This window comes from Spirosoma aureum, assembly GCF_011604685.1.
Taxonomy (GTDB): Bacteria; Bacteroidota; Bacteroidia; order Cytophagales; family Spirosomataceae; genus Spirosoma; species Spirosoma aureum.
Window position 1 is genome coordinate 5553510 of record NZ_CP050063.1, and the last position, 25357, is coordinate 5578866.

Genomic DNA, 25357 nt, shown 5'->3' on the forward strand with positions numbered 1-25357 from the left:
AGCAATTGATAATGGTCAAGTGAATTTACTGTTTTGTGAAAGCCTAAGTATTTATCACTTAGCAAATTAAGCTGCTGATGCAACTTATTTATAGAGCTGATTTTGGTCAATATGTTCTCCAGTTTTGGTGCGACATCTTTGCCATGGAATTGGCTAATCGATCGGATTAACAGATTGCCATTCATTCTATCATAAATTCAAACGTATTAGGTCATGAAACCAGACTTGCGTCATTCGCTGTTGCCGGCATTTCCCCAACTCTTCGACAACGACTTTTTCGGTACCCTACATTATTCCAGGACAATGGTTTACCAGCGGTGAACGTCCGGGAGGAAGCTGACAGTTTTCAGTTGGAAGTCATCGCGCCAGGATTGAATAAGGACGATTTTAAACTAGCTATCGACGATGGTATGTTAACGGTCTCGCCGAGACTAAGTCGGAGTCCGAGGAAAAAAAGATACGTATCGTCGAAAAGAATATAACAGCCGATCCTTCAGCCGGGCTTTCGTTTTACCCGATGGAGTCGAAGCTGACAGTGTTCAGGGTACTTATAGTGATGGGGTATTAAAAATTGAACTAAAGAAAAAGATGAGTACACCTAAATCCGAACCGAAACTAATTCCGATTGCCTAATAGGCGATTGACGCCTTTCTCTGGAAGGCAAAGGAGCTTCGGTAATAGGTCTGTATAGGATCTCATTTTTGGCTGCGGCAATACAGACTAACGTACAAGGCCAGTAGTTACCCGGTAATTACTGGCCTTGTACGTTAGTCTTCGTTTAATCGTTGGCTGTTCGACAGTTGCCAGCCCCATACTGAGGATGATCATAACAGCCAGTGACTAAGATCAGCGTGCTTGTAATCAGGACAATGCAGTTTTGTTGACATCAAATCTTAGCCAAACGATGAATTCATCCGTGCTTATACCCTCTGCCAGCCTGGTTGGGCTGACAATCCCTGAGGTCGATGAATCACGGGAGCGCTACGGCACCAATATCCTGCCTGGTCAGTCAACCAACTGGCGTCTTTTTATAGACATTATTACAGAACCTATGTTTGGCTTGCTGGCCGGAGCATGCACCATCTATGGTTTTCTGGGGCAGTGGCACGAAGGGATTGTGTTAGGCATAGCCATGTTGTTGGTGGCGGGGCTTTCGGTGTATGAATCTCTTCGTAGTGATCAGGCTTTGCAGGCACTTCGGCAGTTAACCCAGCCCACTGTTCAGGTGATCCGAAATACCCAACTGATCCAAGTGCCTACCGAGCAGTTGGTTGTGGGCGACATTGTGTTATTGACGGAAGGCCAAACCATACCCGCTGACGGCGTGCTGCTTCAGGCAAACGATTGTTCGGTCGATGAATCCATGCTGACGGGCGAATCGGTTCCCGTTGCTAAAACAGAGGCTGGTATGCCCTGTTTCGGGGGAACGGTGCTAACTTCGGGGCGTATTTTTATACGTATCAATGCGGTTGGCGTTAACACCGAAATAGGGAAACTGGGTCATTCCCTCCAAACCATTAATTCCGAAAAAACACCCCTTCAACAACAAATTCACCAGTTTGTGAATCGAATGGCGTTGATCGGATTGGGTGCTTTTTTGCTGGTTTGGTTTGTCAATTTCGCTCGCTCTGGTGACTGGGTTACGTCTCTTCTGTTTGGACTGACCATGGCCATGACAATCCTGCCTGAAGAAATACCGGTAGCATTCAGCAGCTTTATGGCGTTAGGGGCAGCCCGGATGGCGAAATTGGGTGTGCTGACCAAGCAACCCCAAACTGTCGAAAGCTTAGGGTCGGCCTCGGTCATCTGCATCGACAAAACGGGGACAATTACGCAGGAGGGCATGGTACTTAGCCGGCTCTACATCGGTTCTGAGCAACGTGTGGTGACGCTGCCGGCCGCTATTTCGGCGCCTGCCTGGGACGTACTAGCCTACGCCCGCTGGGCAAGTGAAGCCGAACCGTTTGATTCGATGGAAAAAGCGATTCTGGCGGCTTATCGACAGCATTGTTCGCCTGATGATCCCTACCAGCGACCAATGGTACACGAGTATCCGCTATCGGGAACACCCCCAATGATGACCCACATATATGATTCAAAAACGGGCATCATACAGATTGCAGGCAAAGGAGCTGTTGAGCGAATCGTTCGGGTTTGCCAATTAACCAAACCCGAAGCAGAGGTTATTCTTCAGCAAGCGAGTCAGTTAGCTACCGAAGGCTATCGGGTTTTGGGCGTAGCAGGCAGCCAATGGGGAGCTACTCCATATCCAACCGAGCAGGATGATTTTACCTGGTCATTTAAGGGATTGCTTGCCTTTGAGAACCCACCCAAACCGAATGCCAGTTGGGTTATTGACCAGTTTAAACAGGCGGGTATTGCTGTCAAACTAATCACGGGTGATTCCCCTGAAACCGCCCTCTCCATTGCCCGGCAGGTTGGCTTAACGGATGATAATCAGGTACTGACCGGCGAGCAGGTCATGACTTTATCTGACGAAATGCTATGGAAGCAAGTTAGCCCAATCCGGGTATTTGCCCGTATGCTGCCCGAAGCCAAACTACGAGTCATTCAGGCTCTCAAAGCAAACGGACAGGTCGTAGCCATGACGGGCGATGGCGTCAATGATGGGCCTGCGTTAAAAGCCGCACATATTGGCGTAGCTATGGGCCGACGTGGCACTGAACTGGCTAAACAGGCAGCATCACTTATCCTGTCAACCGATGATCTGGCCAGCATGGTTGAGGCCATTGCGCTCGGGCGTCGCATTTACCAGAATCTTAAAATTGCAGTAGCTTATATCGTTTCCATACACATACCGATCATTTTGATCGTAACGTTACCGTTACTGATCAACTGGCAGTACGCCAACCTGTTGAGCCCCATTCATGTCATTCTGCTGGAGTTGATTATGGGCCCGACCTGCTCTATCGCTTTCGAGCAGGAACCCACCGAGCAGGGATTGATGCATCAACGCCCTCGTCCGCTAAACGCCACTTTTTTTACAGCAAAAGAATTGGGTATGAGTATTATTCAGGGATTGGTAATTGCCCTCATTACGTTGGTTGTTTATTATCTGGGAATGCATAAGGGGCAATCGTTAGAGACAGTACGAACCATGACGTTTTCGAGTCTGATCATGAGCAATATCGGGTTAACCCTGGTAAGTCGATCCAACCGGGTGTCGTTTTTTCAAACCCTGCGAAAGCCCAACCCGGTTCTCTGGAACGTTCTGGGTATAACTGTATTCATCCTGGCAGCCTCTTTATTCGTTCCCGCAATCCGCTCATTTATGCAGTTTTCATCCTTGAGTGGGGTTCAACTGGGTCAGTGTATCCTGGCTGGCTTTATTGGTACATTTTGGGTGGAAGGCTACAAATGGTGGAAGCGAAAAACTGTTTAAACAGCCTTACGAAATATGAAGTTCCACCAAACTTAGTAAACTCTCGGTTGGCAGCCCTTCGTACCGCCAAAGTTCCTTGCCTTTATTGACCAGAACGAACGTAGGTAATTGAGTTACATTAAAACTAAGAACCACACCTGGATGAACGACTTCCTCAATCTTCAGCAATTGAACTTTTCCGGTAAGCTTTTCCAGAAGCTGTTCTACTACGTCATTTATGAGCAGATGTCGATGAGCGTCTTTGGGCATAAAAACCAATAACACAGGTAACCGCTTGTTATATTTCAACTGTTTTGGGTGATTTGTCTCCATAACCGTAATCGTCTACCCACCCTGTTCGGATGAATTTTATACGTATGACAATAAAGATGGAGGTAGTTTTTTCGTCGGTATATGACTGCCGTCATCACAGCAGCTAATTTTCATCTAGTCAATAAAGAAGTCTGATTTATTCAGGCGCACCCATTACTAAACAAAATGTTGATTATCAGAAAATAAGTCGGTTTTTTGTTTGTGCTGATATCCAAAATTCAATTCACGTTATTTGGCAAATGAAATTGATTTATACTTCTAAAGCGCCCTGGTGCATTTTTTATGCATAGAGAACCGTATGCCAATACCTTGATGAACGTACTGTTTGAACAGGGAGTGGATTTTCTGGGGGTATATGATTTCCAGCAGGAGTGCTACGTTCGTATTAATCAGGTTGGGGTTAAGATGCTGGGCTACCCGTCTGAGCAAGTGTTGATTGATCAACCGCAATTCTCCTTCAGGCGGTATCCACTAAAATCGGAAGAGCGGGATGAGGTTATTAGTCAGTTGATCCAGGCTGGCTTTTATGAAGAAGAGACCGAAATAGCCCGGTATAATGGAGAGACATTCTGGGGTCGACTAATGCTGGAGTCTTTTGCTGATGGCAAGCTGGCTCTGATTCGCATCACCAATTTAGATCGTCTACATCGTGTCGAACAGGAATTGGACCATAGTGTTCGTCGCTACGAATCCGTTTTTACTAGTGCTACCATTGGCATTATCGTAGCTGACCAGCAAGGCCACATTGTATCGGCGAATCAACTAGCCGATCGATTATTTGGCTATGAAACGGGGGAGTTAAAAGGGCTGTCTATCGAACAACTCGTTCCCAGAAGCGTCAGTCAGTATCACGAAAAATTACGCCAATCTTTTACAGATCATCCGCAAGCGAGACCAATGGGTCATAATCGGGATTTGTACGCCCAACGTAAAGATGGTACCCTGTTTCCGGTCGAAATCAGCTTGAGTTATTTTCGTCTTGATAATACCTTATATGCCGTTGCTTACATCATCGACATTACCCTTAAAAAAGAAGCAGAGCGACAGTTACTGGACCAAAAAGCACATGTGGAACGGCTCAATACGGAACTGGAACAAAAAGTAGTAGATCGTACACACGCCTTGATGGATACACTAGCCCAATTGGAAGCCTCCAAAGAGGAGTTGGCTCTGTCTCTGAAAACCGAGCGTGAATTGGGCGAGTTAAAGTCCCGCTTCGTTTCAATGGCATCGCATGAGTTTCGAACGCCACTGACCACAATTCTGAATTCGACAACGTTGATCGAAAAATACCCTGCCAGCGATCAGCAGGAGAAACGACAGAAACACCTTCAGCGCATCCGCTCCTCAGTTAGGCACCTTAATGAAATTCTTGAAGAGTTTTTGTCCGTAGGTAAGCTTGAAGAAGGAAAGATTATGGCACATCCGGCACTTGTTTATCTACCCCAGTTTGTTGATGAAGTGGTGAACGATATGCAAAGCCTGTTGAAAACCAATCAACGGATTGAACTCAACATAGATTGCTCACAACCGATCTGGCTAGACTCTTCCCTGCTTCGAAAAATCGTGGTCAATCTACTCTCAAATGCCATCAAATATTCGAGGGAAGGATCCCTCATTCGCGTTCAGGCGCATTGCGATGATCGGCAGATTAAGTTAGTAATGAGTGACCAGGGTATTGGTATTTCACCCGATGATCAACAACATCTGTTTGGCCAATTTTTTCGGGCTAAAAATGCGGCTAACATACCAGGAACAGGCCTGGGCCTTCATATTGTCGCTAAATACGTTGAACTAATGCAGGGCACTATTGACCTGCAAAGCGAATTAAACAAGGGCACCACGATAACCCTCTCCCTACCCTATGAAAACCATTCTGCTGATTGAAGATAACGACGAAATTCGCGAAACAACCGCTGAAATTCTGGAACTGGCCAGCTACACCGTCCGAACGGCTGAAAACGGAAAGACTGGCGTTAAATTGGCGCTGGAAACAAAGCCCGATCTGGTCATCTGCGACATTATGATGCCGGGACTGGATGGCTATGGGGTCTTGCAGATCTTCAACAAAAACCCATCCTTATCGGAGGTTCCCTTTATTTTCCTGACGGCCAAAACTGAACGTGGCGATTTTCGAAAGGGGATGGATCTGGGTGCCGATGATTATTTGACCAAGCCGTTTGAGGAAAGCGAGTTGCTCAGTGCCATTGAAGGACGGCTAAATCGATTCTCGAACGTACACCCTTCCTACGATTTGAAACAGGAAGGACTCAGCCAGTTTCTTGATAACGCACGGGCAGTCGGTGGTTTAGACAGCTTATCGGCCGACCGCAAGATCCATCAGGTCCGGAAGAAGCAATATGTTTATTCGGAAGGAGACGAGCCAACCCGTCTCTATTTTCTCAAAACCGGCAAGGTTAAAACTACACGCAATACAACAGATGGAAAGGAACTGATAACGGGGCTGTATAATGCCGGGGAGTTTTTTGGCTATTTTGCTCTGTTCGAAAAAGGGGACTATACGGACTCTGCCATCACGCTGGAGGATTCGGAATTGATCTATATTCCTAAGGACGATTTTTTACAATTAGTATCCATCAATGCTGATGTGAGCCAGCAATTTATCAAGCTGCTGGCGGGTCGGGTCGGCGAACGCGAAGTCCAACTGCTGAGCATGGCTTATAATTCACTCCGGCGTCGGGTAGCCAATACGCTGATTCGACTTCATGAGCAACAGCCCGATGCCCTGATCCAGCATTCGCGCGATGATCTGGCAGCCATGACCGGCACGGCCACCGAGTCCTTAATTCGTACGCTAAGCGATTTTAAACAGGATGGCCTGATCGAGATAACCCCGTCGGGGGGTATTCGGATGATACAGCCGGAAAAGTTGCGACGGGCGAACTGGTAACCAGCCGAAACATAGTTAGTCAGCGTCTTCGTCGTAAAAAATGGAATGTCGATAATCAGCTGTTTGACTGACTAGCCGCATTCCGTATGAGCCAGTGGGTTACTACTTTTAAGTTAGCGGTTCATTCTAAAACAGCCCGCTACCAAACATCATGCTGAGCGAACTAACCTCGGAAGTGATCGAGACGATGCTGGCCAATCAGTATTTCGGCCGGATTGGCTGTGCCGCCGATAATCGGATTCTGATTGAGCCTGTGATGTATTATTATGACGGTCATTTTATTTATGGGCTTACGCGGCAGGGCACCAAAACACAACTACTAAACAAAAATCCAGCGGTAGCCTTCGAAATTGACGAAACAATCAGTCCGGATATCTGGCGTAGTGTGGTTATTGAGGGAGTTTATGAAGAATTGCAGGGTGAGGACCGCGATGATGCCCTATTTTTTCTGCGTCAACGCAAAATTCCGGTCTTTGCCGATGAACAACTTGGCTATCCGGGCGTGGATTCTCCAGTTAGACAAAAAGTCGTCTACCCAGTTGTTTATCGGATTCGGATCGTAAGCAAAACAGGGCGTTGCTATCAGCGTTCTCTTGATTTTCATCAGGCTCCTGCAGCTTATACGGAGTAGAACTCCTTCTAGAGACAACCCTCATAACGTCCAGTCTTTGGAGAGTTTTTTCATGCGCTGGCTATCAGAGTTAAATAGTCTTAATACATCTTCACTGCTTCATAAATGATAAAGCCTGGGAACGATGACTATTGCCGTTTTCATCTAAGACCTGATTGCTATCCTTGATTGTAAAGCAACACGCACCCCAACCGAGAATCTCGGTTGGGGTGCGTGTTGGGCAAATTTTTAAAGTATTAGTAGGTAGTAACGACCAGATCATCCTCGACCGCCATAACGCCAGGCGCTGCCCAGGCTGCATTCTCTACTTCTTTACGCTCCGCCCAGGAGTGAACTTTTCCTCGCAAAGTGACTTTATTGCCATTGGTTTCAACCTTGATCTGTTGGGCTTCAACGACCGCATTTCGTTTCAGTGCATCGATAATTTTCGCATTCACGTCCTGTGCAATTACCTGGGGTTTAACCCGAATCAGATTCGATACACCCTTAACGCCTGAAATAGTTTCGACGGCTCGTTCGGCAGCCTGCAGTTGATAATTCCACTCAACTTCTCCTTCCAGTGTAACCCATCCATGCTGCACCTTTACCTGAATCAAATCCTGGGGCACCTGACTATGCCAGCCAAAAGAACGGATGATCGCCTGCCCAATTTGCTCATCGCCATGCTGCTCGCTATCGATGGGTTTCACGGTGATTTCCTGTGCAACCACCATAACGCCCGTTACACGTTTGGCCGCTCGTTCAGCCGCCATTTTCATCAGGTAGTTATTCACTTCTCCGGTTAGTGTAACCACGCCATTTTTCACGGCAACGCCAATTTCGGCAGCGTTTAACACGGGCTCCCAGCGTAATTCACTCATCACATCCTTTTGTAGGGTTTCGTCGGTTTTCATAGTTGTTTTTGGCTTGATTGAAAAACAGATCAAAACTAAAGCCCTGTTTGTCAATCAACTATGATTAATTTCAGCGAATCAACTGATCTGAAACAGCTTATGCCTGATCGTAACTACCAGTACTAAAAAAGGTCATACCGGTTCCTGATTGATATCATAGGGTGTAGGCTTGAAGAAAGCCATTTTTGTCTCTATAAAACGTAGTTTTTTGGCCATGAATATAGCCTTTTATAGTACCCTGCCTTTTGAGCAAACCTGGTTTGCGTCGTACACAAACCATGCGATTACCTATATCCCGCAGGCACTGACGGAACAAACAGCAGATATGGCTAAAGGACACAGAGCTGTTTGTGCCTTTGTCAATGATGATCTCAGCCGTCCGGTTCTGCAAATCCTAAAACAACAGGGAGTCTCAGTCGTAGGCATGCGATGCGTTGGCCTGGATAACGTTGATCAGGAAGCGATGGCTGATTTAGGCCTGACGCTCCTAAACATACCAGGACATTCGCCCTATTCAGTAGCTGAACAGGCAGTCGCCTTATTATTAGGTCTGGTCCGACACCTGCCCGAAGCAAGCCAGCGCGTACAGTTGGGTAACTTTTCGATCGACGGGCTGATCGGCAACGACCTGCATGGGAAAACAGTGGGAGTCATCGGCGCGGGCCGTATCGGAAGTGTGTTTGCGCGGATCATGCTGGGTTTTGGCTGCAACGTACTGATTTATGATATTCGGCACAATCCAAAGCTGATTGAAGCGGGAGCACAATACCGGTTATTATCTGACCTGCTGGCGCAATCCGACATTTTATCTCTCCATTGCCCGCTAACACAGCTCACCGATCATATCATCAACCCACAAACTATAGCAGCCCTCAAACCCAGCACAGTGCTTGTCAATACCGCTCGAGGGCGGTTAGTTGATGCGAAAGCCGTTCTGGATGCCTTAGATGCCGGGAAACTGGCAGGTTATGCAGCTGATGTGTATGAGCAGGAACGGGCCTATTTTCATTACGATTATTCCCGCAAATCAATTGCAGACGACATCCTAAATCAGTTGCGAAACCACCCCAAAGTGCTACTAACGGCGCACCAGGGATTCCTGACCGAAGAAGCGCTCCAGCAGATGGCGCGAAACTTACTCAACCAATTCACCTTCTACGATAGTCAGCAAATGATCATGGTCACCAAAGCGTCGATGTGTTAAACCGAAAAACTGCCATGAAACAACTCTTCTGTATTTTCTTATTTATAACCTACACTTCCGCTTTAGCGCAAAACACGAGCTTATACGGGGGCGCAGGATTCTTTCGACTGGGCTATGGGAATTTGCATCAGATTGGGCAAACCCTGGCGCAATTCACCCCAACACAACCAGCCTCCTCTAGAAACGATTTTGTTTATATGGGTGGCGAAGGGTACGCCCGACTGGATAAGTATATTCTGGGAGGAGGTGGCTATGGCATGGCTCAACGAAGCATCAGTACCCCCGGCTTTTACGCTTCCCCATTTAGTGGAGGAGGGTATCTGTATCTCGGACGAATTGTAGTAAACACCCGTCGCTTCTGGCTATACCCGATGGCTGGAGCCGGCATGACGGTCGTCGGCATGACTCAACGGGAACTACTGTCCTCCGGTTTACAAGAATCATCGGTGATGTTGCCTACCGTGAATGCCCAATTTGGTTTGGGAGCAGACTGGCTGTTGGCAGCTTTCGGCGAAGGAGATACGTTTGGTGGAGCGTTGCTGGGATTACGGGCAGGTTATCAAATAAGCCCATACTCATCCGGTTGGCAAACAACAGGTGATCGGATTATCGCCGACCGGCCGAGTTATTCTACCCGTGGTTTTTTTGTCACCATGACCATCGGTGTTGGGGCATTCCGGTATGTCCGAACTAAACAATTTATCCATTAACTATCAAAAAGGCTATGTTACGCTTCCTGTTTGCTTCTCTATTACTGATTCACGGCATGATTCACGTGCTGGGTTATGTGAACCAGTGGGTACTGAACCTTGGCACTCAACTGGGTGGAAAGTCGATGATAACATTATCTGCAGGAATGTCTAAACTATTGGGTATACTGTGGCTTCTGACAGGTTTATGTTATCTAGTAGCATCAACGGCTTACTGGCTTCAGCGTGACTGGTGGCTGGCGGTAGCACTGGTCAGTACGCTGCTTTCACAAGTCCTCATTTTCATTTACTGGCCAGAAGCAAAGGCAGGGACGATCGTGAACGTACTCATTGCGTTCGTGATCGGGATAACCAGTGCACATAATCGATTTGAGAAGTATGCCGATCGTGAAGTCCGGCAATTACTGAATCAACCTATTGCTGGTAGTCAGATCATTACCCATGAGATGTTGGGCCGCCTGCCTTCACCTGTACAAAAATGGATGATAACCAGTGGTGTTGTGGGAAAAGAGCTGGTCCATACCGTTCGACTTCAACAAAGAGGATTGATGCGAACCAGTCCCAACGGTACGTGGATGCCCACGAAAGCCGAACAATACATCGATGTCGATAAACCGGGCTTTGTGTGGAAGGCCGATGTGCAGTTGTTCTCACTGCTGCCCTTGGCTGGGCTTGATACATATGTCGATGGCAAAGGTAACATGCAGATAAAAGGTCTTTCATTCATACCCATCGTCAATGCGTCCAACGCTAAAATGGATCAGGGAGAATTACTACGCTACCTGAGTGAGATGTGCTGGTACCCATCGGCTGCACTCAGTCCGTTCATTACCTGGCAACCCATTGATAATAATCAGTCGCAGGCAACTATGAGTTATAAAGGAGTAACTGCATCTGCTATTTTCACCTTTGATAACCAGCATCGATTAGTTCGTGTTGCCGCCAAACGGTACAAGGGAAGCGATGCAAAGAGCCAGTTGGAGGACTGGTACATACCGGCCCGTGCCTGGAAATCAATGGATGGTATTACGATACCCGTTAAAGGTGATGTCATCTGGAAGTTACCTGCCGGCGATTTCAACTACTACCAATGGGAAATTACGGATATCGACTACAACAGACCGGTGCTTTATTGATTCGTTAGAGCCGTTGTTCATTCAGCTACCGGGGCGACCCAGATAAAATTACGAAACCCGGTCGTGTGAGTAATTCGCCAATTGCACGAATTGAACGTATTGATTTAACCAGTAGGATTATGAGCTTATCAGAAAAAAAACAAGCCGTTCAATCGCTAGTAGAACGGCTAACCAACGAAGCGACGGTTCGAAAGGTTTTCGGCGAGCCGATTGTCGTTGACCATAAAACAATTATCCCAGTCGCCAAAGTTATTCTTGGATTTGGTGGAGGCTATGGTGAAGGCCATTCTCAGCCGAAGACAACGTCGTCAGATGAGTCTGATGGTGAGCAGGGAGAGGGTGGTGGTTTAGGCGGTGGACTTGCTATTCAGCCACAGGGCGTTATAGAAATTACGACGACCAATACTCGTTATATACCACTAAGCACTGGTCGGCACATAGCAATAGGTATCGCGCTTGGTTTTGTTTTGGGCAAACTACTAAGGCGCCGAAAGAATTAACAGGAAAAACCAAGAATACGATGCGTGCCGTGCTTTTATCTCAGACCGGTCCTTTTCAGGCGGGGAGCAAACCGTTAACACTGGTGGAATTGCCAATACCCGTTCCGCAATTGAATGAAATTCGCGTCCACGTATCGGCCTGTGGTGTGTGCCACACAGAACTCGATGAACTTGAAGGGCGAACAACTCCGCCCCAGCTACCGGTGGTGCTCGGTCATCAGGTGGTGGGAACGGTTGATGCCGTTGGGGAGAATGCCACCCGGTTTCGATTGGGCGACCGGGTGGGTGTTGCCTGGATCTTTTCCGCTTGTGGTCACTGCGAATTCTGCCAGTCGGGGCGGGAAAATTTGTGTGCTCAGTTTCGAGCTACGGGCCGGGATGTTAATGGTGGGTATGCCGATTATATGGTTGTTCGAGAAGACTTTGCGTATACCATTCCAGACGGATTGAGTGATGTCCAGGCTGCTCCGCTGTTGTGTGCGGGCGCCATCGGCTACCGATCAGTACGCCTGACAAACCTTCAGGATGGACAACGGATTGGCCTGACGGGGTTTGGCGCATCCGGACATCTGATGTTGATATTGCTGGCTCATCAATTTCCAAATTCGCCCGTATACGTTTTCGCCCGGAGCGAAACCGAGCGGCAGTTCGCCAATGAGTTGGGGGCTACATGGGCGGGTGATACGGACGATGATCCAGGCCAGTTACTTGATGCTATCATTGACACAACACCGGCCTGGAAACCAATTGTGGAAGCGCTAGGTCGGCTAAAACCGGGTGGTCGGCTGGTAATTAACGCGATTCGGAAGGAAGATCGGGATAAAGAGTATCTGCTCCGTCTGAACTATCCTGAACACCTTTGGCAGGAGAAAGAGATTGTCAGTGTGGCTAATGTTACACGAGCCGACGTTCAGGACTTTTTGAATTTGGCCGCCACCATTCCAATTCATTCAACCCTACAGACGTATCCACTCACCCAGGCGAACGAAGCATTATGGCGTGTTAAGTTAGGGCAAAACAGGGGAGCTACGGTGCTGGTCATGGACTAGCTCCGTAGCCTGCGTAATACGGTCGCAGATCTCCTTGATTTTCTGCTTCCGTTGTACTTTGCTTAAAAATCGTACTCGTGTAATACGTCTCACGCTTATGTGTTCAAACCCACAGTAATTAAGCGTTGCATGTTTAAGGGCATGAACGTCACTGTTTCTATATTGCCACCAGATCCACCAGCCTGGAGCGTCGCTGGTCGCAATCAACTCAGCCGTTCTGCCTTTCAGCAACTTGTCCCAGAAAGGATCCTTATCGTGATAGTTGAAGGCAAATCCAGGTGTCAACGTTCTATCGATAAATCCTTTTAGTAAGGCGGGCAAATTCCCCCACCAGACTGGATAAATAATAACCCATTTGTCGCACCAAAGTATGTTCTGCTGGGCGGCAATCAGATCTGACTCTAGCGTCTGTTCTACTTGATAGCCTTTCCTGAGTATAGGATCAAATGTCATCTCAGCTAATTTCTGATAGCGAACGGTGTGCCCTTTTTCAATGGCAGATGTGTAGTAGGCATCCGCGATTTGACCATTGAATGAGTTTTTATCGGGATGAGCTAATAATAAATAAATCTTCATAACCTTAAATCGACAGATAAGTAGAACGGCTTCATTTTACGACCTAAAATTACGATCGCTCGATACGAACAATCTTGATAAATGTCAGCTTACAAGCTGATTGTGAATAAATAGATTTGACATCAGAGTCACTGGTTTTCTGGATTTTGGTAGAAATCATAACGACTATGCGCTGAATCAGACAAGCAACTAACCCCTGTCATGGTAGACGAGGAGTAAACGGGGTTAGTTTGTTCTAAAACTAAATAGCCAGTTTTTATGAAGAAGATACTGCTCCCAACCGATTTCTCGGAAACCTCAAAAAACGCGATTCGATGTGCGATTCGTTACTTCGCCAATATTTCTGTCGAGTTTGTGCTGCTAAACGCCACAGACAAATCAGCGGTACTCAATCGCGGGCATCAATCAACTAATTTGAACTTGCAGACTGAAGCGGATTTACGTGCATTGGGAGAAAAACTATTCAGTGGAAATGGACTCGTTCAGCATACGTTTCGGGTGGTTGTTATGGCTATGGCACCTAAAGCGGCCATTACCCTTATGCTGCAAAACGAATCTTTCGATTGGGTGATTGTTGGAACAACGGGAACCAGCAAGGCCAATGCATTTGGCAACCTAGCAACAGCCCTTATTCGGCTTAACCGGTGCAATGTTCTGATTGTCCCATTCTCTTCACAGCCAGATACACCACTGCTGAATGTTCTGTTTGCTACCGATTATCAGCCACTTGGAACCGGTGCAGTCAATTCGCTGCACGCATTAGTAGGGATTCATCATGCCGAACTCACCTTTCTAACCATTCTGGCCAAAAAGACGCTACAAGTAGCTCCCGAAAAATCCATACGGGATGCGTATCAAGCTCCATTTACAGACCTTACTATCAACGAAGCCATTGAGTCACACATTGGCCTTCGGTCTGGCATTGAGGATTATATCGACTCACATAACGTAGATCTGCTGATTGTCACATGCCATCATCGTTCACTACTTGACGTCCTGCTTCGTCGTAGTCTAACACATCAATTAGCCAATAAGCCTCTAATTCCACTGGCAGTGCTGGCCGATCCGGACCAATCACTAACGGGTATTGTAGAACGTAGCGTTAAGGGCGAAGTCCTGCTTTGATGTAAACTAACTCCCCTTTATCATCCCTAAACTAGTATTGTCATGAAAAATAACATGGGTACCGCCGATCGGATTATCCGTCTTGCAGTTGCTATTGGTTTAATTGGCCTGTTTGCCACCGGAACCCTAATCGGCGCCTGGGGAATTGCCGGGTTAGTGCTGGCCGGTGTGTTTATTTTAACCAGTCTGGTTCGGATTTGTCCGCTGTATCTGCCATTTGGTATTCGAACGAATCGGGTTCGAAAACGCTCGAATTAATGGAGAAATGCATGTATGATATGAGTAGTGATACGACAAAAAGGGCGGGAAAATAAACCCACCCTTATGGCGTATCTGAAAGCAAACTTTGTTGACTATTTAATTGGAAGAATTCCTTTTACTCACTTACACACGCATAACCAACACCGGTCTGGCTGTGTGGTTGAGCACATCTTCGGCCACACTCCCCGACAAAAAGTGCCGTAGTCCTTTATAACCATGAGTGAATAAAACAATCAGATCGGCATTTACTTCGTCAGCATAGTCGATAATTCCTTCCGGCACATCTTTCGCCTTCCGTATTGTACAGGTAAATTCAGTAATTCCTTTGCCAGTAGCATACCCATTGACCCAGTCGCGTATACCTTCGGGAACCCGGCTATCGGTTGGCGTCAATACGTATAGAAACTGGCGAAGGCCGTGTTCACCCATTTGAAAAGGATAATGTCGATCAGCCTTTAGACGGTCATCTACATCTATGGCATACACAATATTTTCGGGTTGAAAATGCGATATGGGCTTCTTTAGGATGAGTACCGGGCAGTGCGCAAACCGCACAATACTTTCGGCGTTTGAACCAACCAGCCACTCTTCCAGGCCGGATGCTCCTTCTGAGGTCATGACAATCAGATCGGCAGGGGCATCCGTGACATTGTGAATCAAGCCTTGTCCATTTGTCAATAACGTGGGAACAATAGTAACGTTCTTGTATTGGCTATTAGCAGCGAACTGCTCCAGCCTTGCCTTTGCTTCCCGTTCAATTTCCTGATAATCCTCTACAGTTCGACCAACAGTAGTCGTTGTAGCTTCCGCATAGATAGGCATAGGTATCGGATAAACCACGGAATGCAGAAGGAGTATCGTAGAACGATACGTCCTGGCAAGATCAACGGCCACCGACAACGCAATATCGGTTTCAGGACCCAGATCGGTTGGAACAACAATCGTATTCATACGCAGGTAGGTTTTAATGACAAAGGCAAAGGACTCGATTTTTGTCCTCTCCAACTCTGATGCCTACTTCCTAATTCACTGATTTATATCATACTTCAAGCTGACACAGCTTCAGAGACCTTTACCTGGTCCAGGTGTAGTTTTGGTCCAGTTTAAAACCTATGTAAGGTTTGGACAACAATTTATAACCCTCATCAATCATGGACACACTGGACACACTTCTGACCATCGCCTATGTGGTTGTGAACATCTTTTCGGTCACGCAACTGATCGGTAGTTATCGTTGGCCAGCTATTACCCGAGTGCTTTTCTTTCTGCTTTTTAGTCTGGCTGCGTTTGTTAACATTCGAAACGCGCTTGAAACGCCGTGGGTCTATCAAAGCTATGCCGATTATGCTGTACCTATGTATAGTCGATTTATTCTTGGCCCTTTCGATTCCTTCACGACGCCAATTGTGCTCAGTATTGGCATTGGCCAGATTCTGATTGCCTTTTCGATGTTTATGAAAGGGGACTGGTTTCGACTGGGCTGTCTGGGTGGTCTGGTTTTCTGCGTTGCTATCGCTCCCCTTGGATTTGGTTCTGCTTTTCCATCCTCACTGCTATTTGCCATGGCCTTTTATCAACTTTTTCAATCGCAAAATCCGAAGCCTATCCGAAAAATCCGCAAATCCGGACGAGTGCTTTTACCTGTTGATTGACAGGTAGCGGAGGTGTGCCATCTCAATAAGCTTTCTTGTTTCGCTTAATCGTAAATAACGCTACGACCGTGACCCCTATTTCTCTCTTTTTACGTTTGTTGCGGTCTTTTCCCAGTAATCAGAATCTCGAATTCAGCTCATTCTTACATCTCAACCATTATTTCCTGTCATGTACAAAATTCTGTTACTAACTGATTTCTCGGATGCTTCCCGGCATGCCATTTCCTATACCCAAGCTCTTTTTGCCGATACGGCTGTTGATTTCTGCCTTCTTTACGCCTGCCCGATCGAGCCAGATATAGAGTATACAGGCACTATGCTCATTGGCGAACGCTGGAAAATTGGGGTCATGTCTCTGGAGGAACTTCGTCTGGAGATGACGCAGCCATCTGAACCCATTTATCATACCTATCGTACGCTAGCAAGAATGGGCGAGCCCGTTGAAATCCTAAATCAGTTACTGACCAAAGAGAATGAACAGTTTGATTTAGTGGTGATGGGAGCAACTGGTACGGGTTGGAGTGAATTACTGGGCAGCGTGGCTACCGACGTCATTCGAAAAGCCAAAACCAATACGCTGGTTGTGCCTATCTCAGCCCCAATCCGACCAGTTGAACAACTTGTATTGGCTACCGACTATCGATGTATCAATGACACTGTCTCATTAGGTATGTTGATCGACATAGCCAGTCGGAAAGCAGCTCTAATAACGTTGCTTACCATTGACAATCCAGGGCAGCCCGAAACGCACGTATCGGATTCAAGCCGTCAGTATGTGCTATGTGCTTTAGAGAACGTATTGACGGCTACCTATATCATTCATGACGACAATGTGCTGCATGGAATAAACACGTATTTGCTAACGCATACGGTTGATTTACTGGTTACGCTGCCGCATCATAAGCGTATTTTTGATGTGCTTGCTCACAAAAGTATCACTCGTACCATTGCGTTCCGTCCTACAGTTCCGCTGTTGGCTCTTTACGACGAAGAGATTCTTGACACTCAGCCAACGGAATCATCGTCTATCGAACAGATTCCTTTTGCTACCTATCTCTAAATGAGCCTGCTTATGAAATCCGAAAAATATGGTTTACTTACTGCGGTGCATATTTTAAATCGCATCTGGTGTAATGATCTGGAAATTGCCCTGCACGAAGTAAATTTTTGGGAAGATCTGTTAATCTCCCTGGATGTGGACATTGATGCAGTCACCTCGACCCACGACGATACAAGGAAAACAGAACTAGGCCGGCTGCACCATTTTCGCCGGTTAGTCAAGCGTTTACTGGAGGAAATACAGAATCTTGACAAACAAATGGCGACTAGGGTATGCATCAATCATGTTCTGGATACAGATACCCGGTTGAATCACCAGTATCTGCGCGAGGAAATGGATAGTTTTCAGGCCGATTTTCGAATATTTAAAACCGAAATACGTCAATACGTAACCGCTCAGCCTACATTCTGACGGTAACCGTTCCTATACAATAAAGCTGGCTTACCACTTTTTGGTAAGCCAGCTTTATTGTATGACCATCAGGATTCGGGCTGAATAATTGAAGTATCGGTATCCGATTCTACCTTCGTTTTTGGTTGCCATCGAAGCGGTAAGATCAAGACTGGGATAGGTGCATGGTTCGCTACATCTTCGGCCAGGCTTCCTTGTAATAAATGACGAAGGCCTCGCCAGCCGTGCGTACCCAATACAATCAAATCCGCTTTTTTCTCCCGAGCAAAAGCCAACAGGGCTGCTTCTACATCAAATTCATCCAACTGGTTCAGAATACTGCCGCCTAAACAATACCGGGCAGCAAAGGTTTCCATGCGCGGTTTAATCTTTGAGGAGGGGATAAAGTGGCTAAGCGTATTGACAAATAGAAGATGCACTGTTGGGTAATCAAACCCATCAAGCAGAGTTTGTACTAGATCTACAGAAGTATCATAGTGGCCTTCGAAGTCTGAGGCAAACACAATCGTTTTAACCGATAAATAAGGGGATGGATTTTTTAAAACCAGAATGGGCATTCTGGCGCGTCGGATCAGGTGTTCGGCGTTCGATCCCGTCAGCACTTCTTTCCAGCCGCTGGCCCCGGTGGAGGCCACGATCAGTAAGTCTGCATCGGCAAACCGGGCATCTTCCAGCAGATCAGTCGGATCGCTCCCAAACACCACATGCGTCTGCACCATTAGATTTTGTAGACAGGGAAGCTGCAGAACAGCATCAAACAGTTGTTCAACCTCGCCCATCGTCTGAAGGTATTGTGTGTCTGCATCCAGAAGGAATGGGCTAAAGCCCGCTGGTGTTGGGGGCAATACATGAATTAAATGCAATGTTGCTGCCAATTGCCGGGCCAATTGCGACGCAATCGGCAGTGCCTGAACTGCCTCTCTGGAAAAGTCCGTCGGGAATATGATTTTCTTCATGATCGATTAAAAGTTGAGACGACGAGAACATGGTAAAAATTTCCAGACAGAGAAAAACCGATTACCAACAACTGGACTAGAAAGGAATGACAATCCTGCGCTAGAAAATTTAGGGGTAAAGTTGGTAGCTAAGCCTAATGTTATCCCTGAGAAATGTCTGTTAATCAACTGATCCACATCACAAGATTGATTTACCAGGATCAGTTTACAGACCCACAGCCATCATGCCCCTTCATCGTATCCTTCACTTGTTTTGCTGAGAATCTGAATCAAACTAAATGAGCTTCGTATGAAATCTTTTTTACCTCAATATTCAAAAAGGGCTTGGCTGTCATTGTTACTAATGGGGTTTAGCCTGGCCCTGTATGCTAAACCAGTCTGGAAATTCAGCGTGGTGGTGGCAGTCGAAAAGCAAACCGCTGATTTTTATCAAACGATGCTCAAGAAGCCGATTAGCCAGATTGTTAGGGACCAGATGGCAACTGTCAACGCAAACATTAACAGTGCCAGTAACTTTAATGGCATCTATAATTTCGAGGTTGATTCAATTTATGTGTTTAACGGACCGGCCCAGGCTGAAGCCTTTCGAGCGCACCCTAACTATCAATACTGTGTTGTGATTGATGGCAAATTTACAGAACCCACGGTTGGAGGTGGCTGGTACGGCAATTATCAAACCATCTACCATAGCTGGCCCTGGAGTACTGATTTTGCCAGTGGGCCTTTTGGGCCAGGTGCCACGGATGGGTTAACCCATGAGTTTGGCCATGCCAGGGGAGCTGTTGACATCTATGGAACGAGAGTGGAAGGGGTTAAGAACCCCGTCAACGGACAGACCTTTGAGCCGGTCAATTCCATCATGAATTTTCCATATGGCAATATCGTCTGGGATGAATACACTACCCATTTATTAAATTCAACAGCTGATGGCCCTATTGTTGGTGACCAGTGGATCATCAAACCGTTTCCCAGGGCGATCAACCTAACGGCGGTTGACGCTCAAGGTAAGCCTTTGGAAGGAGCGTTGCTGGAAGTGTATCCGGTAGATTGGTTTTCGTATTCGGTAAATCCAACGCCAGTTCTACGGTATACGACCACACCGTTTGGGACCTATGTCTTTGGAACAAATCCTTTCCAGCCTTCAACCAGCGGCTATCCCTGGACCATGCGCTATTCGAATTTTCTAATAAAAGCTACCTACAATTCAGTTGTGGTATATAAGTGGATGCCCTTGTATGAGGTACAGAATGCCTACTTTCAAAATGGAGCTAATTCTGTTTACAACGCAATTCTTCAATTTCCGGCCGAAACACCAGCTATTCAAATTACCAGCCTGAATGCCGGTAATTTTAACGCAAATGATCCCATTACTGTTTCATTTTCAACAGAAGGGACTTTCGAACAAGGCAATACTTTTTCTCTACATATAGTCGATGAACGAAATAACACATTTGTTTTGCAAACTGTCGCGGGTACTCAAGGAGCAACGCTAACAGGGTTACTACCTATGTTCACTAGTAGCCAATTGTGCAAAGTTAGAATTGTAAGCAGCAAGCCAGTTGTTCAAAGTAGTGATTATGGGATAGTTATCCACCCTTCCCAGTTAACGCTGCTGGCCCCTACCTATAATTGTCAGAGTGGAGCCATTCGCTTTAACACCAGCGGGGGGATGGCTCAGCTGTCACCTTCTCGGCACCAGGTATTACCCGAGCAAATCCAACCGATAACTTCGGTGTGGTCGAAGTCGAATTGCGTAATGACCCCAAAACGATTCCCATAACCGCCTACCAAAACGGCTACAGTGTGACCTATCCCTTTGACCTCAAAGCAGTCTGTACTTCCACTAATCCTACCCCAAAACCTCCAGTGTTGCTCCAGCCCATTCCCGACCAGCACTTTGTTCTCAACCAACCCCTGCCCGGCAGTGGCTTTGCCGTCGGACTTTACTTCGCCGATCCCACCCCGTATATCCCCAATTACTCCTCAGGCTGGAATTTTCAGGTCAATGGATTACCCCCTGGCTTATACGTCTTTGCCAAACCCATGATCGGTAGTGGCAGTCCGGTTCAAGTTATTCAAGGCGTCCCCAACTTAGTAGGAGTGTACACTGTCGCAATTAATGCCAGCACGGCCGCTTTCCCCGACCAGCCTGTCATCACCACCTTTAAGATCATCGTTACCAGCTCTAATCCGGCTACCACATTGAGCTTAACGCAGCCCACCTATGATTGTCAGAGTGGTGCGATTACTTTTAACACCAGTGGGGGCGACGGATCGCCCATCACCTTCACCGCTCCGGGTATTGCCCGCTCCACGCCCACCAGCAATACCGGTATCGTTGAGGCAGAGCTAAGAGCTGACCCTAAACCCATATTGATTCAGGCGGAACAGCGTGGCCAGCGGTCTACTTATCTATTTGACTTCCAGTTATTTTGTGCGACCACTAACCCACCTGTGAGCCCCCTGATTTTGGTAGCTCCAACTTATAATTGTTCGACGGGAGCCATCCACTTCAACACCCGTGGGGGGGATGGTTCACCCATCGAATTCCGGGCTGTTCCGGGCATCACTGACTGGACAATCAATCCAGACCAGTTCGTTGACAAAGAGAGCCGCACGGCGGGGGATGTACAGCCTTTTACGCTGCAAGCCCGCCAGGGGGGCGTAACAACTACGTATAGCTGGGATCTAAAAGCTACCTGCGGACGGGCGCGATTGGGCGCACAGGAAGTACAAAAGGCAAGTCTGAATGTTGTTGTACTCGGTAATCCTGTGGAGGGTCAATCCGCAACAGTTGAGGTAAGCGGGGTTGCTGGCCAATCGGTTCAAATAATGTTGATGGACCAAAATGGTCGACGAATTCATCAGCACCTAATTCCAAAAGCAAGTCCAATTGAACGGGTTACTATACCGGTGGTTTTCACAGGCAACCTGTGCCTGCTTGATATCATTTCTGAAAAGGAACACAAGGTCTTTAAGTTGATAAAACCATAAGATATGCCAATAATTTCCGTCTGGCATTTACTGTAAAAATGTGGTTGATTGAAGCCCGAACTGAATACAATCAACTAGGTGCGTGATAGGTATCAGTTTTTCTGCTATTCAGCCTGTTGATCTTAGTAAAACTAATTCACATGCGGTGACATCTAAAAGTTGATCTCTTCCTGATACTTGGTTAACACTGAGTTATTTATTTGAACAGTAACAGGTTTACTAATTTCTTCAAATTTAAATAAGTAAGTGTCCTGCATAAAAATAGTGTGTTTCACTACCATTTTTCTCACTTCCATTTATTGTAAATTTTGCTACTATGAAGACTCATATACAATTTCCCTTTCCATTGGTTTTTAATTTATCCAGCTTGGTACCCAATTCGGTTCTCTTGTTTTTTATGCTATGGCTGACCAGTTTAACTAGCACTCTGGCGCAAGACGTTCAATGGCAAAAAAACCTTGGGGGATCGAAAACAGATTCAGCAACAGCGATTCTGGCTACGGCCGATGGTGGCTATATTGTTGTCGGATCGACTGCTTCAACAGATGGAGATGTAGAAAATAATCATGGCGGTGCACATGATATTTTTGTCGTTAAGTTAACGAGTACGGGAAGTATAATTTGGAAAAAGACATTCGGTGGATCTGGCGACGATATTGCTCGTGGTATAACGGCAAGTACCGATGGAGGCTACGTTCTGACAGGCGTTACGACGTCAACGGATGACGACATGAAAGGGCTCTTTCAGTACAGTAATTTTCCATTTTATTATATCTGGGCTTTTAAACTCAATAGCTCTGGTGAAATTGTTTGGAAACAAGGCAAAGGAGAGTCTAGAGGTTTATATGCTACTTCGATAACGACTGTCAAGGACGGAGGTTTTCTTATCGCGGGCTATCTTTATTTTCAGGGCATTAAAACGGCTAATTTCTTCTATGTGCTTAAACTCTCAAATGCGGGTGAGATCCAGTGGGTTCACCATTTTGGGGGTGATCATGGCGATGATTTACTATATGCCCTAACAGCAACCGACGATGGAGGTTGTGTCGTGGTCGGAAAAACCTCATCTCCTACCTTACAAACGGAAACTGTGACCGGCAATAGTGACCATACCACAAATCATAATACCTATGATTCGTATGACGCCTGGGTTAGCAAACTTAATAGCCAGGGGTATGTCGTTTGGTATAAGTTTTTTGGCGGAAGCGGACTGGATTACGCCAATAGCATTAACTCAACACCTGATGGGGGGTATTTAGTGGGTGGCTATACACAATCTACAAATGGCGATGTCAGTAGCAACCACGGGGGCGGGGATGCCTGGGTTCTTAAGCTCACTGGTACGGGAGAGATTATTTGGCAAAAAACACTGGGCGGTAATAACAGCGATAATGTCAATGCCCTAACCATTATGGGTGATGGGAATTATTTAGTAGCAGGGACAACGAATTCTTATAATGGTGATGTGAATGGCAATCACGGTGCGAGTGATATCTGGCTAGCCGGGCTTAACAACAACGGAAATCTTATTTGGCAAAAAGCATTGGGTGGTAGTGGAATGGATGAGACACGTGCCATTATCCCGAACAAGGATGGTGGCTTCGCAATAGCCGGTACAAGTGATTCTGCTGATGGCGATGTGATAGGCAATCAAGGCAGCTCCGATATTTGGGTTGTCAAACTAGAATCACCTCCTTCCCCACAAGCTCTCATGCTTTTGGCCCCTACCTATAATTGTCAGAGTGGAGCCATTCGCTTTAACACCAGCGGGGGCGATGGCTCAGCTGTCACCTTCTCGGCACCCGGTATTACCCGAGCAAATCCAACCGATAACTTCGGTGTGGTCGAAGTCGAATTGCGTAATGACCCCAAAACGATTCCCATAACCGCCTACCAAAACGGCTACAGTGTGACCTATCCCTTTGACCTCAAAGCAGTCTGTACTTCCACTAATCCTACCCCAAAACCTCCAGTGTTGCTCCAGCCCATCCCCGACCAGCACTTTGTTCTCAACCAACCCCTGCCCGGCAGTGGCTTTGCCGTCGGACTTTACTTCGCCGATCCCACCCCGTATATCCCCAATTACTCCTCAGGCTGGAATTTTCAGGTCAATGGATTACCCCCTGGCTTATACGTCTTTGCCAAACCCATGATCGGTAGTGGCAGTCCGGTTCAAGTTATTCAAGGCGTCCCCAACTTAGTAGGAGTGTACACTGTCGCAATTAATGCCAGCACGGCCGCTTTCCCCGACCAGCCTGTCATCACCACCTTTAAGATCATCGTTACCAGCTCTAATCCGGCTACCACATTGAGCTTAACGCAGCCCACCTATGATTGTCAGAGTGGTGCGATTACTTTTAACACCAGTGGGGGCGACGGATCGCCCATCACCTTCACCGCTCCGGGTATTGCCCGCTCCACGCCCACCAGCAATACCGGTATCGTTGAGGCAGAGCTAAGAGCTGACCCTAAACCCATATTGATTCAGGCGGAACAGCGTGGCCAGCGGTCTACTTATCTATTTGACTTCCAGTTATTTTGTGCGACCACTAACCCACCTGTGAGCCCCCTGATTTTGGTAGCTCCAACTTATAATTGTTCGACGGGAGCCATCCACTTCAACACCCGTGGGGGGGATGGTTCACCCATCGAATTCCGGGCTGTTCCGGGCATCACTGACTGGACAATCAATCCAGACCAGTTCGTTGACAAAGAGAGCCGCACGGCGGGGGATGTACAGCCTTTTACGCTGCAAGCCCGCCAGGGGGGCGTAACAACTACGTATAGCTGGGATCTAAAAGCTACCTGCGGACGGGCGCGATTGGGCGCACAGGAAGCCTCTACAGACTTAATTTTATCCGTACTGGGAAATCCAATACAGGAGAACTTGAGCGTTTTGATTCAGGGGGCGGATAATCAGTACCTGCAACTCAGGTTAAGTGATTTAAAGGGGCAATTGATCGAAATCCGACATATTGAGCAGGCAGGAGTCGAGGAAGTACAAAATTTTCATGTTACTAAGGCTCCGTCGGGAGTATTAATACTTCAGGCGATAACTGCCACCCAACTCAAATCTGTAAAAATCATTCAAAATTAAATAAAATGGAGTGACTAAGGCTTTCGTACGAAAGCCTTAGTCACATTAAGTAGTGTTCTTATTTTAGGCGACTTTTCAAGCCAGGTATTGCTTTTTAGCTGATTCTGGTCAGTGTTTCCACCCAATTTTATCTTACTGTGGCGGAGAAATTTATGCGTATCTGATACGGCATTCTTAGCCCAATCAAACTATCATCTGACTAACGACACTGAAAAGCTATCGTTTCCTGAGCCTTCGGTCGACCACTCCACCTAGAGGAAGTGCCTATTCATAACTTATTGCCGGTCGGATTTTAATAAATGTGGCTGCCTTGCCTCCAGAGTTTGTCATCATGAATTCCCATACCTTCAATGGTGGCTGTAGTCGCCAAAGTGGTTTTCAAAAACGAAAAATCACAGCCAGAGCCAAAATAACAATTACTAGATTTTTATTGCGATTTTATCACTTTCGCAGCTTCCTTAAGATATGGCCTTCAC

Annotated in this window: 22 protein-coding genes and 1 pseudogene; 18 read left to right on the plus strand and 5 right to left on the minus strand. The window is 46.8% G+C overall.

Annotation, left to right across the window (positions count from 1 at the left end; all coding sequences use genetic code 11):
- Nucleotides 1–510: 510 nt before the first annotated feature.
- A pseudogene (locus G8759_RS36465) lies at nucleotides 511–633 on the plus strand (Hsp20 family protein); the annotation flags it as partial.
- A gap of 271 nt (nucleotides 634–904) precedes the next feature.
- Complete coding sequence (locus tag G8759_RS22125; protein WP_167212558.1) at nucleotides 905–3403, plus strand: cation-translocating P-type ATPase; 2499 nt, start codon at nucleotides 905–907, stop codon at nucleotides 3401–3403.
- Between the two features lie 6 nt (nucleotides 3404–3409).
- On the opposite strand, the gene G8759_RS22130 is transcribed toward G8759_RS22125, so the two are convergent.
- Nucleotides 3410–3715 (minus strand): thioredoxin domain-containing protein, encoded by a 306-nt coding sequence (locus tag G8759_RS22130; RefSeq protein ID WP_167212561.1) that lies wholly within the window; start codon nucleotides 3713–3715, stop codon nucleotides 3410–3412.
- A 282-nt stretch (nucleotides 3716–3997) separates the two neighbouring features.
- Between G8759_RS22130 and G8759_RS22135 the strand changes: the two genes are divergently transcribed.
- The 3 genes from G8759_RS22135 to G8759_RS22145 all read left to right on the plus strand — a co-directional run bounded on the left by G8759_RS22135 (nucleotide 3998) and on the right by G8759_RS22145 (nucleotide 7257).
- Entirely contained in the window at nucleotides 3998–5602 is a 1605-nt protein-coding gene (locus G8759_RS22135; RefSeq protein WP_167212564.1) for a sensor histidine kinase, read from the plus strand.
- On the plus strand, nucleotides 5580–6626 hold the full coding sequence (locus G8759_RS22140) for a response regulator (RefSeq protein ID WP_167212567.1): 1047 nt from the start codon (nucleotides 5580–5582) through the stop codon (nucleotides 6624–6626). The genes G8759_RS22135 and G8759_RS22140 overlap by 23 nt, the downstream gene beginning before the upstream one ends.
- A 151-nt stretch (nucleotides 6627–6777) precedes the next feature.
- A complete protein-coding gene (locus G8759_RS22145) occupies nucleotides 6778–7257 on the plus strand; it encodes a pyridoxamine 5'-phosphate oxidase family protein (RefSeq protein ID WP_167212571.1) in 480 nt (159 codons plus the stop codon).
- A gap of 236 nt (nucleotides 7258–7493) precedes the next feature.
- Here the strand turns inward: G8759_RS22145 and G8759_RS22150 are convergent, their stop codons facing one another.
- Complete coding sequence (locus G8759_RS22150; RefSeq protein ID WP_167212573.1) at nucleotides 7494–8150, minus strand: BON domain-containing protein; 657 nt, start codon at nucleotides 8148–8150, stop codon at nucleotides 7494–7496.
- A 214-nt stretch (nucleotides 8151–8364) separates the two neighbouring features.
- Here G8759_RS22150 and G8759_RS22155 point away from each other — a divergent pair, with 214 nt between their 5' ends.
- The 5 genes from G8759_RS22155 to G8759_RS22175 all read left to right on the plus strand — a co-directional run bounded on the left by G8759_RS22155 (nucleotide 8365) and on the right by G8759_RS22175 (nucleotide 12749).
- Nucleotides 8365–9354, plus strand: a complete 990-nt coding sequence (locus tag G8759_RS22155) for a 2-hydroxyacid dehydrogenase (RefSeq protein WP_167212576.1) — start codon at nucleotides 8365–8367, stop codon at nucleotides 9352–9354.
- Between the two features lie 14 nt (nucleotides 9355–9368).
- Nucleotides 9369–10064: a hypothetical protein gene (locus G8759_RS22160; protein WP_167212579.1), complete on the plus strand. Its 696-nt coding sequence runs from the start codon at nucleotides 9369–9371 to the stop codon at nucleotides 10062–10064.
- 14 nt (nucleotides 10065–10078) lie between these two features.
- Nucleotides 10079–11200 carry a DUF6544 family protein gene (locus G8759_RS22165; RefSeq protein WP_167212582.1) on the plus strand — a complete coding sequence of 374 codons (1122 nt, stop codon included), beginning with the start codon at nucleotides 10079–10081 and terminating at the stop codon, nucleotides 11198–11200.
- A gap of 119 nt (nucleotides 11201–11319) precedes the next feature.
- Nucleotides 11320–11700, plus strand: coding sequence for a spore germination protein GerW family protein (locus G8759_RS22170; RefSeq protein ID WP_167212585.1), 381 nt, complete (start codon nucleotides 11320–11322; stop codon nucleotides 11698–11700).
- A gap of 20 nt (nucleotides 11701–11720) precedes the next feature.
- Complete coding sequence (locus G8759_RS22175; RefSeq protein ID WP_167212588.1) at nucleotides 11721–12749, plus strand: zinc-dependent alcohol dehydrogenase family protein; 1029 nt, start codon at nucleotides 11721–11723, stop codon at nucleotides 12747–12749.
- Here G8759_RS22175 and G8759_RS22180 read toward each other — a convergent pair.
- Nucleotides 12708–13325, minus strand: coding sequence for an NAD(P)H-dependent oxidoreductase (locus G8759_RS22180; protein WP_167212591.1), 618 nt, complete (start codon nucleotides 13323–13325; stop codon nucleotides 12708–12710). The genes G8759_RS22175 and G8759_RS22180 overlap by 42 nt on opposite strands.
- Before the next feature lie 258 nt (nucleotides 13326–13583).
- On the opposite strand from G8759_RS22180, the gene G8759_RS22185 reads away from it, so the two are divergent.
- Together G8759_RS22185 and G8759_RS22190 are read left to right on the plus strand one after the other, a co-directional pair.
- Complete coding sequence (locus tag G8759_RS22185; protein ID WP_167212594.1) at nucleotides 13584–14450, plus strand: universal stress protein; 867 nt, start codon at nucleotides 13584–13586, stop codon at nucleotides 14448–14450.
- A 42-nt stretch (nucleotides 14451–14492) separates the two neighbouring features.
- Nucleotides 14493–14708 (plus strand): YgaP family membrane protein, encoded by a 216-nt coding sequence (locus G8759_RS22190; protein ID WP_167212597.1) that lies wholly within the window; start codon nucleotides 14493–14495, stop codon nucleotides 14706–14708.
- A gap of 126 nt (nucleotides 14709–14834) precedes the next feature.
- Here G8759_RS22190 and G8759_RS22195 read toward each other — a convergent pair whose 3' ends face one another.
- Nucleotides 14835–15662 carry a universal stress protein gene (locus G8759_RS22195; protein WP_167212600.1) on the minus strand — a complete coding sequence of 276 codons (828 nt, stop codon included), beginning with the start codon at nucleotides 15660–15662 and terminating at the stop codon, nucleotides 14835–14837.
- Between the two features lie 200 nt (nucleotides 15663–15862).
- Between G8759_RS22195 and G8759_RS22200 the strand changes: the two genes are divergently transcribed.
- From G8759_RS22200 to G8759_RS22210, 3 genes are all read left to right on the plus strand, one after another.
- Complete coding sequence (locus G8759_RS22200; protein WP_167212603.1) at nucleotides 15863–16363, plus strand: hypothetical protein; 501 nt, start codon at nucleotides 15863–15865, stop codon at nucleotides 16361–16363.
- Between the two features lie 169 nt (nucleotides 16364–16532).
- Nucleotides 16533–17423: a universal stress protein gene (locus G8759_RS22205; protein WP_167212607.1), complete on the plus strand. Its 891-nt coding sequence runs from the start codon at nucleotides 16533–16535 to the stop codon at nucleotides 17421–17423.
- Between the two features lie 12 nt (nucleotides 17424–17435).
- Nucleotides 17436–17834, plus strand: coding sequence for a hypothetical protein (locus G8759_RS22210; protein WP_167212609.1), 399 nt, complete (start codon nucleotides 17436–17438; stop codon nucleotides 17832–17834).
- Nucleotides 17835–17902: 68 nt separating this feature from the next.
- Here the strand turns inward: G8759_RS22210 and G8759_RS22215 are convergent, their stop codons facing one another.
- Nucleotides 17903–18790 carry a universal stress protein gene (locus tag G8759_RS22215; protein ID WP_167212612.1) on the minus strand — a complete coding sequence of 296 codons (888 nt, stop codon included), beginning with the start codon at nucleotides 18788–18790 and terminating at the stop codon, nucleotides 17903–17905.
- Nucleotides 18791–19133: 343 nt separating this feature from the next.
- On the opposite strand from G8759_RS22215, the gene G8759_RS22220 reads away from it, so the two are divergent.
- The 3 genes from G8759_RS22220 to G8759_RS22230 all read left to right on the plus strand — a co-directional run bounded on the left by G8759_RS22220 (nucleotide 19134) and on the right by G8759_RS22230 (nucleotide 24881).
- Nucleotides 19134–20570 (plus strand): hypothetical protein, encoded by a 1437-nt coding sequence (locus tag G8759_RS22220; protein WP_167212615.1) that lies wholly within the window; start codon nucleotides 19134–19136, stop codon nucleotides 20568–20570.
- Nucleotides 20525–21784 (plus strand): hypothetical protein, encoded by a 1260-nt coding sequence (locus G8759_RS22225; protein ID WP_167212618.1) that lies wholly within the window; start codon nucleotides 20525–20527, stop codon nucleotides 21782–21784. Before G8759_RS22220 ends, G8759_RS22225 begins: the two co-directional genes overlap by 46 nt.
- A 316-nt stretch (nucleotides 21785–22100) precedes the next feature.
- Nucleotides 22101–24881 carry an autotransporter outer membrane beta-barrel domain-containing protein gene (locus G8759_RS22230; protein WP_167212621.1) on the plus strand — a complete coding sequence of 927 codons (2781 nt, stop codon included), beginning with the start codon at nucleotides 22101–22103 and terminating at the stop codon, nucleotides 24879–24881.
- Nucleotides 24882–25357 lie beyond the last annotated feature (476 nt).

Bases quoted from the DNA above. Each gene is read 5' to 3' on its own strand.
- G8759_RS22125 (WP_167212558.1), top strand. From the start codon at position 905: ATGAATTCATCCGTGCTTATACCCTCTGCCAGCCTGGTTGGGCTGACA.
- G8759_RS22130 (WP_167212561.1), bottom strand. From the start codon at position 3,715: ATGGAGACAAATCACCCAAAACAGTTGAAATATAACAAGCGGTTACCT.
- G8759_RS22135 (WP_167212564.1), top strand. From the start codon at position 3,998: ATGCATAGAGAACCGTATGCCAATACCTTGATGAACGTACTGTTTGAA.
- G8759_RS22140 (WP_167212567.1), top strand. From the start codon at position 5,580: ATGAAAACCATTCTGCTGATTGAAGATAACGACGAAATTCGCGAAACA.
- G8759_RS22145 (WP_167212571.1), top strand. From the start codon at position 6,778: ATGCTGAGCGAACTAACCTCGGAAGTGATCGAGACGATGCTGGCCAAT.
- G8759_RS22150 (WP_167212573.1), bottom strand. From the start codon at position 8,150: ATGAAAACCGACGAAACCCTACAAAAGGATGTGATGAGTGAATTACGC.
- G8759_RS22155 (WP_167212576.1), top strand. From the start codon at position 8,365: ATGAATATAGCCTTTTATAGTACCCTGCCTTTTGAGCAAACCTGGTTT.
- G8759_RS22160 (WP_167212579.1), top strand. From the start codon at position 9,369: ATGAAACAACTCTTCTGTATTTTCTTATTTATAACCTACACTTCCGCT.
- G8759_RS22165 (WP_167212582.1), top strand. From the start codon at position 10,079: ATGTTACGCTTCCTGTTTGCTTCTCTATTACTGATTCACGGCATGATT.
- G8759_RS22170 (WP_167212585.1), top strand. From the start codon at position 11,320: ATGAGCTTATCAGAAAAAAAACAAGCCGTTCAATCGCTAGTAGAACGG.
- G8759_RS22175 (WP_167212588.1), top strand. From the start codon at position 11,721: ATGCGTGCCGTGCTTTTATCTCAGACCGGTCCTTTTCAGGCGGGGAGC.
- G8759_RS22180 (WP_167212591.1), bottom strand. From the start codon at position 13,325: ATGAAGATTTATTTATTATTAGCTCATCCCGATAAAAACTCATTCAAT.
- G8759_RS22185 (WP_167212594.1), top strand. From the start codon at position 13,584: ATGAAGAAGATACTGCTCCCAACCGATTTCTCGGAAACCTCAAAAAAC.
- G8759_RS22190 (WP_167212597.1), top strand. From the start codon at position 14,493: ATGAAAAATAACATGGGTACCGCCGATCGGATTATCCGTCTTGCAGTT.
- G8759_RS22195 (WP_167212600.1), bottom strand. From the start codon at position 15,662: ATGAATACGATTGTTGTTCCAACCGATCTGGGTCCTGAAACCGATATT.
- G8759_RS22200 (WP_167212603.1), top strand. From the start codon at position 15,863: ATGGACACACTGGACACACTTCTGACCATCGCCTATGTGGTTGTGAAC.
- G8759_RS22205 (WP_167212607.1), top strand. From the start codon at position 16,533: ATGTACAAAATTCTGTTACTAACTGATTTCTCGGATGCTTCCCGGCAT.
- G8759_RS22210 (WP_167212609.1), top strand. From the start codon at position 17,436: ATGAAATCCGAAAAATATGGTTTACTTACTGCGGTGCATATTTTAAAT.
- G8759_RS22215 (WP_167212612.1), bottom strand. From the start codon at position 18,790: ATGAAGAAAATCATATTCCCGACGGACTTTTCCAGAGAGGCAGTTCAG.
- G8759_RS22220 (WP_167212615.1), top strand. From the start codon at position 19,134: ATGGGGTTTAGCCTGGCCCTGTATGCTAAACCAGTCTGGAAATTCAGC.
- G8759_RS22230 (WP_167212621.1), top strand. From the start codon at position 22,101: ATGAAGACTCATATACAATTTCCCTTTCCATTGGTTTTTAATTTATCC.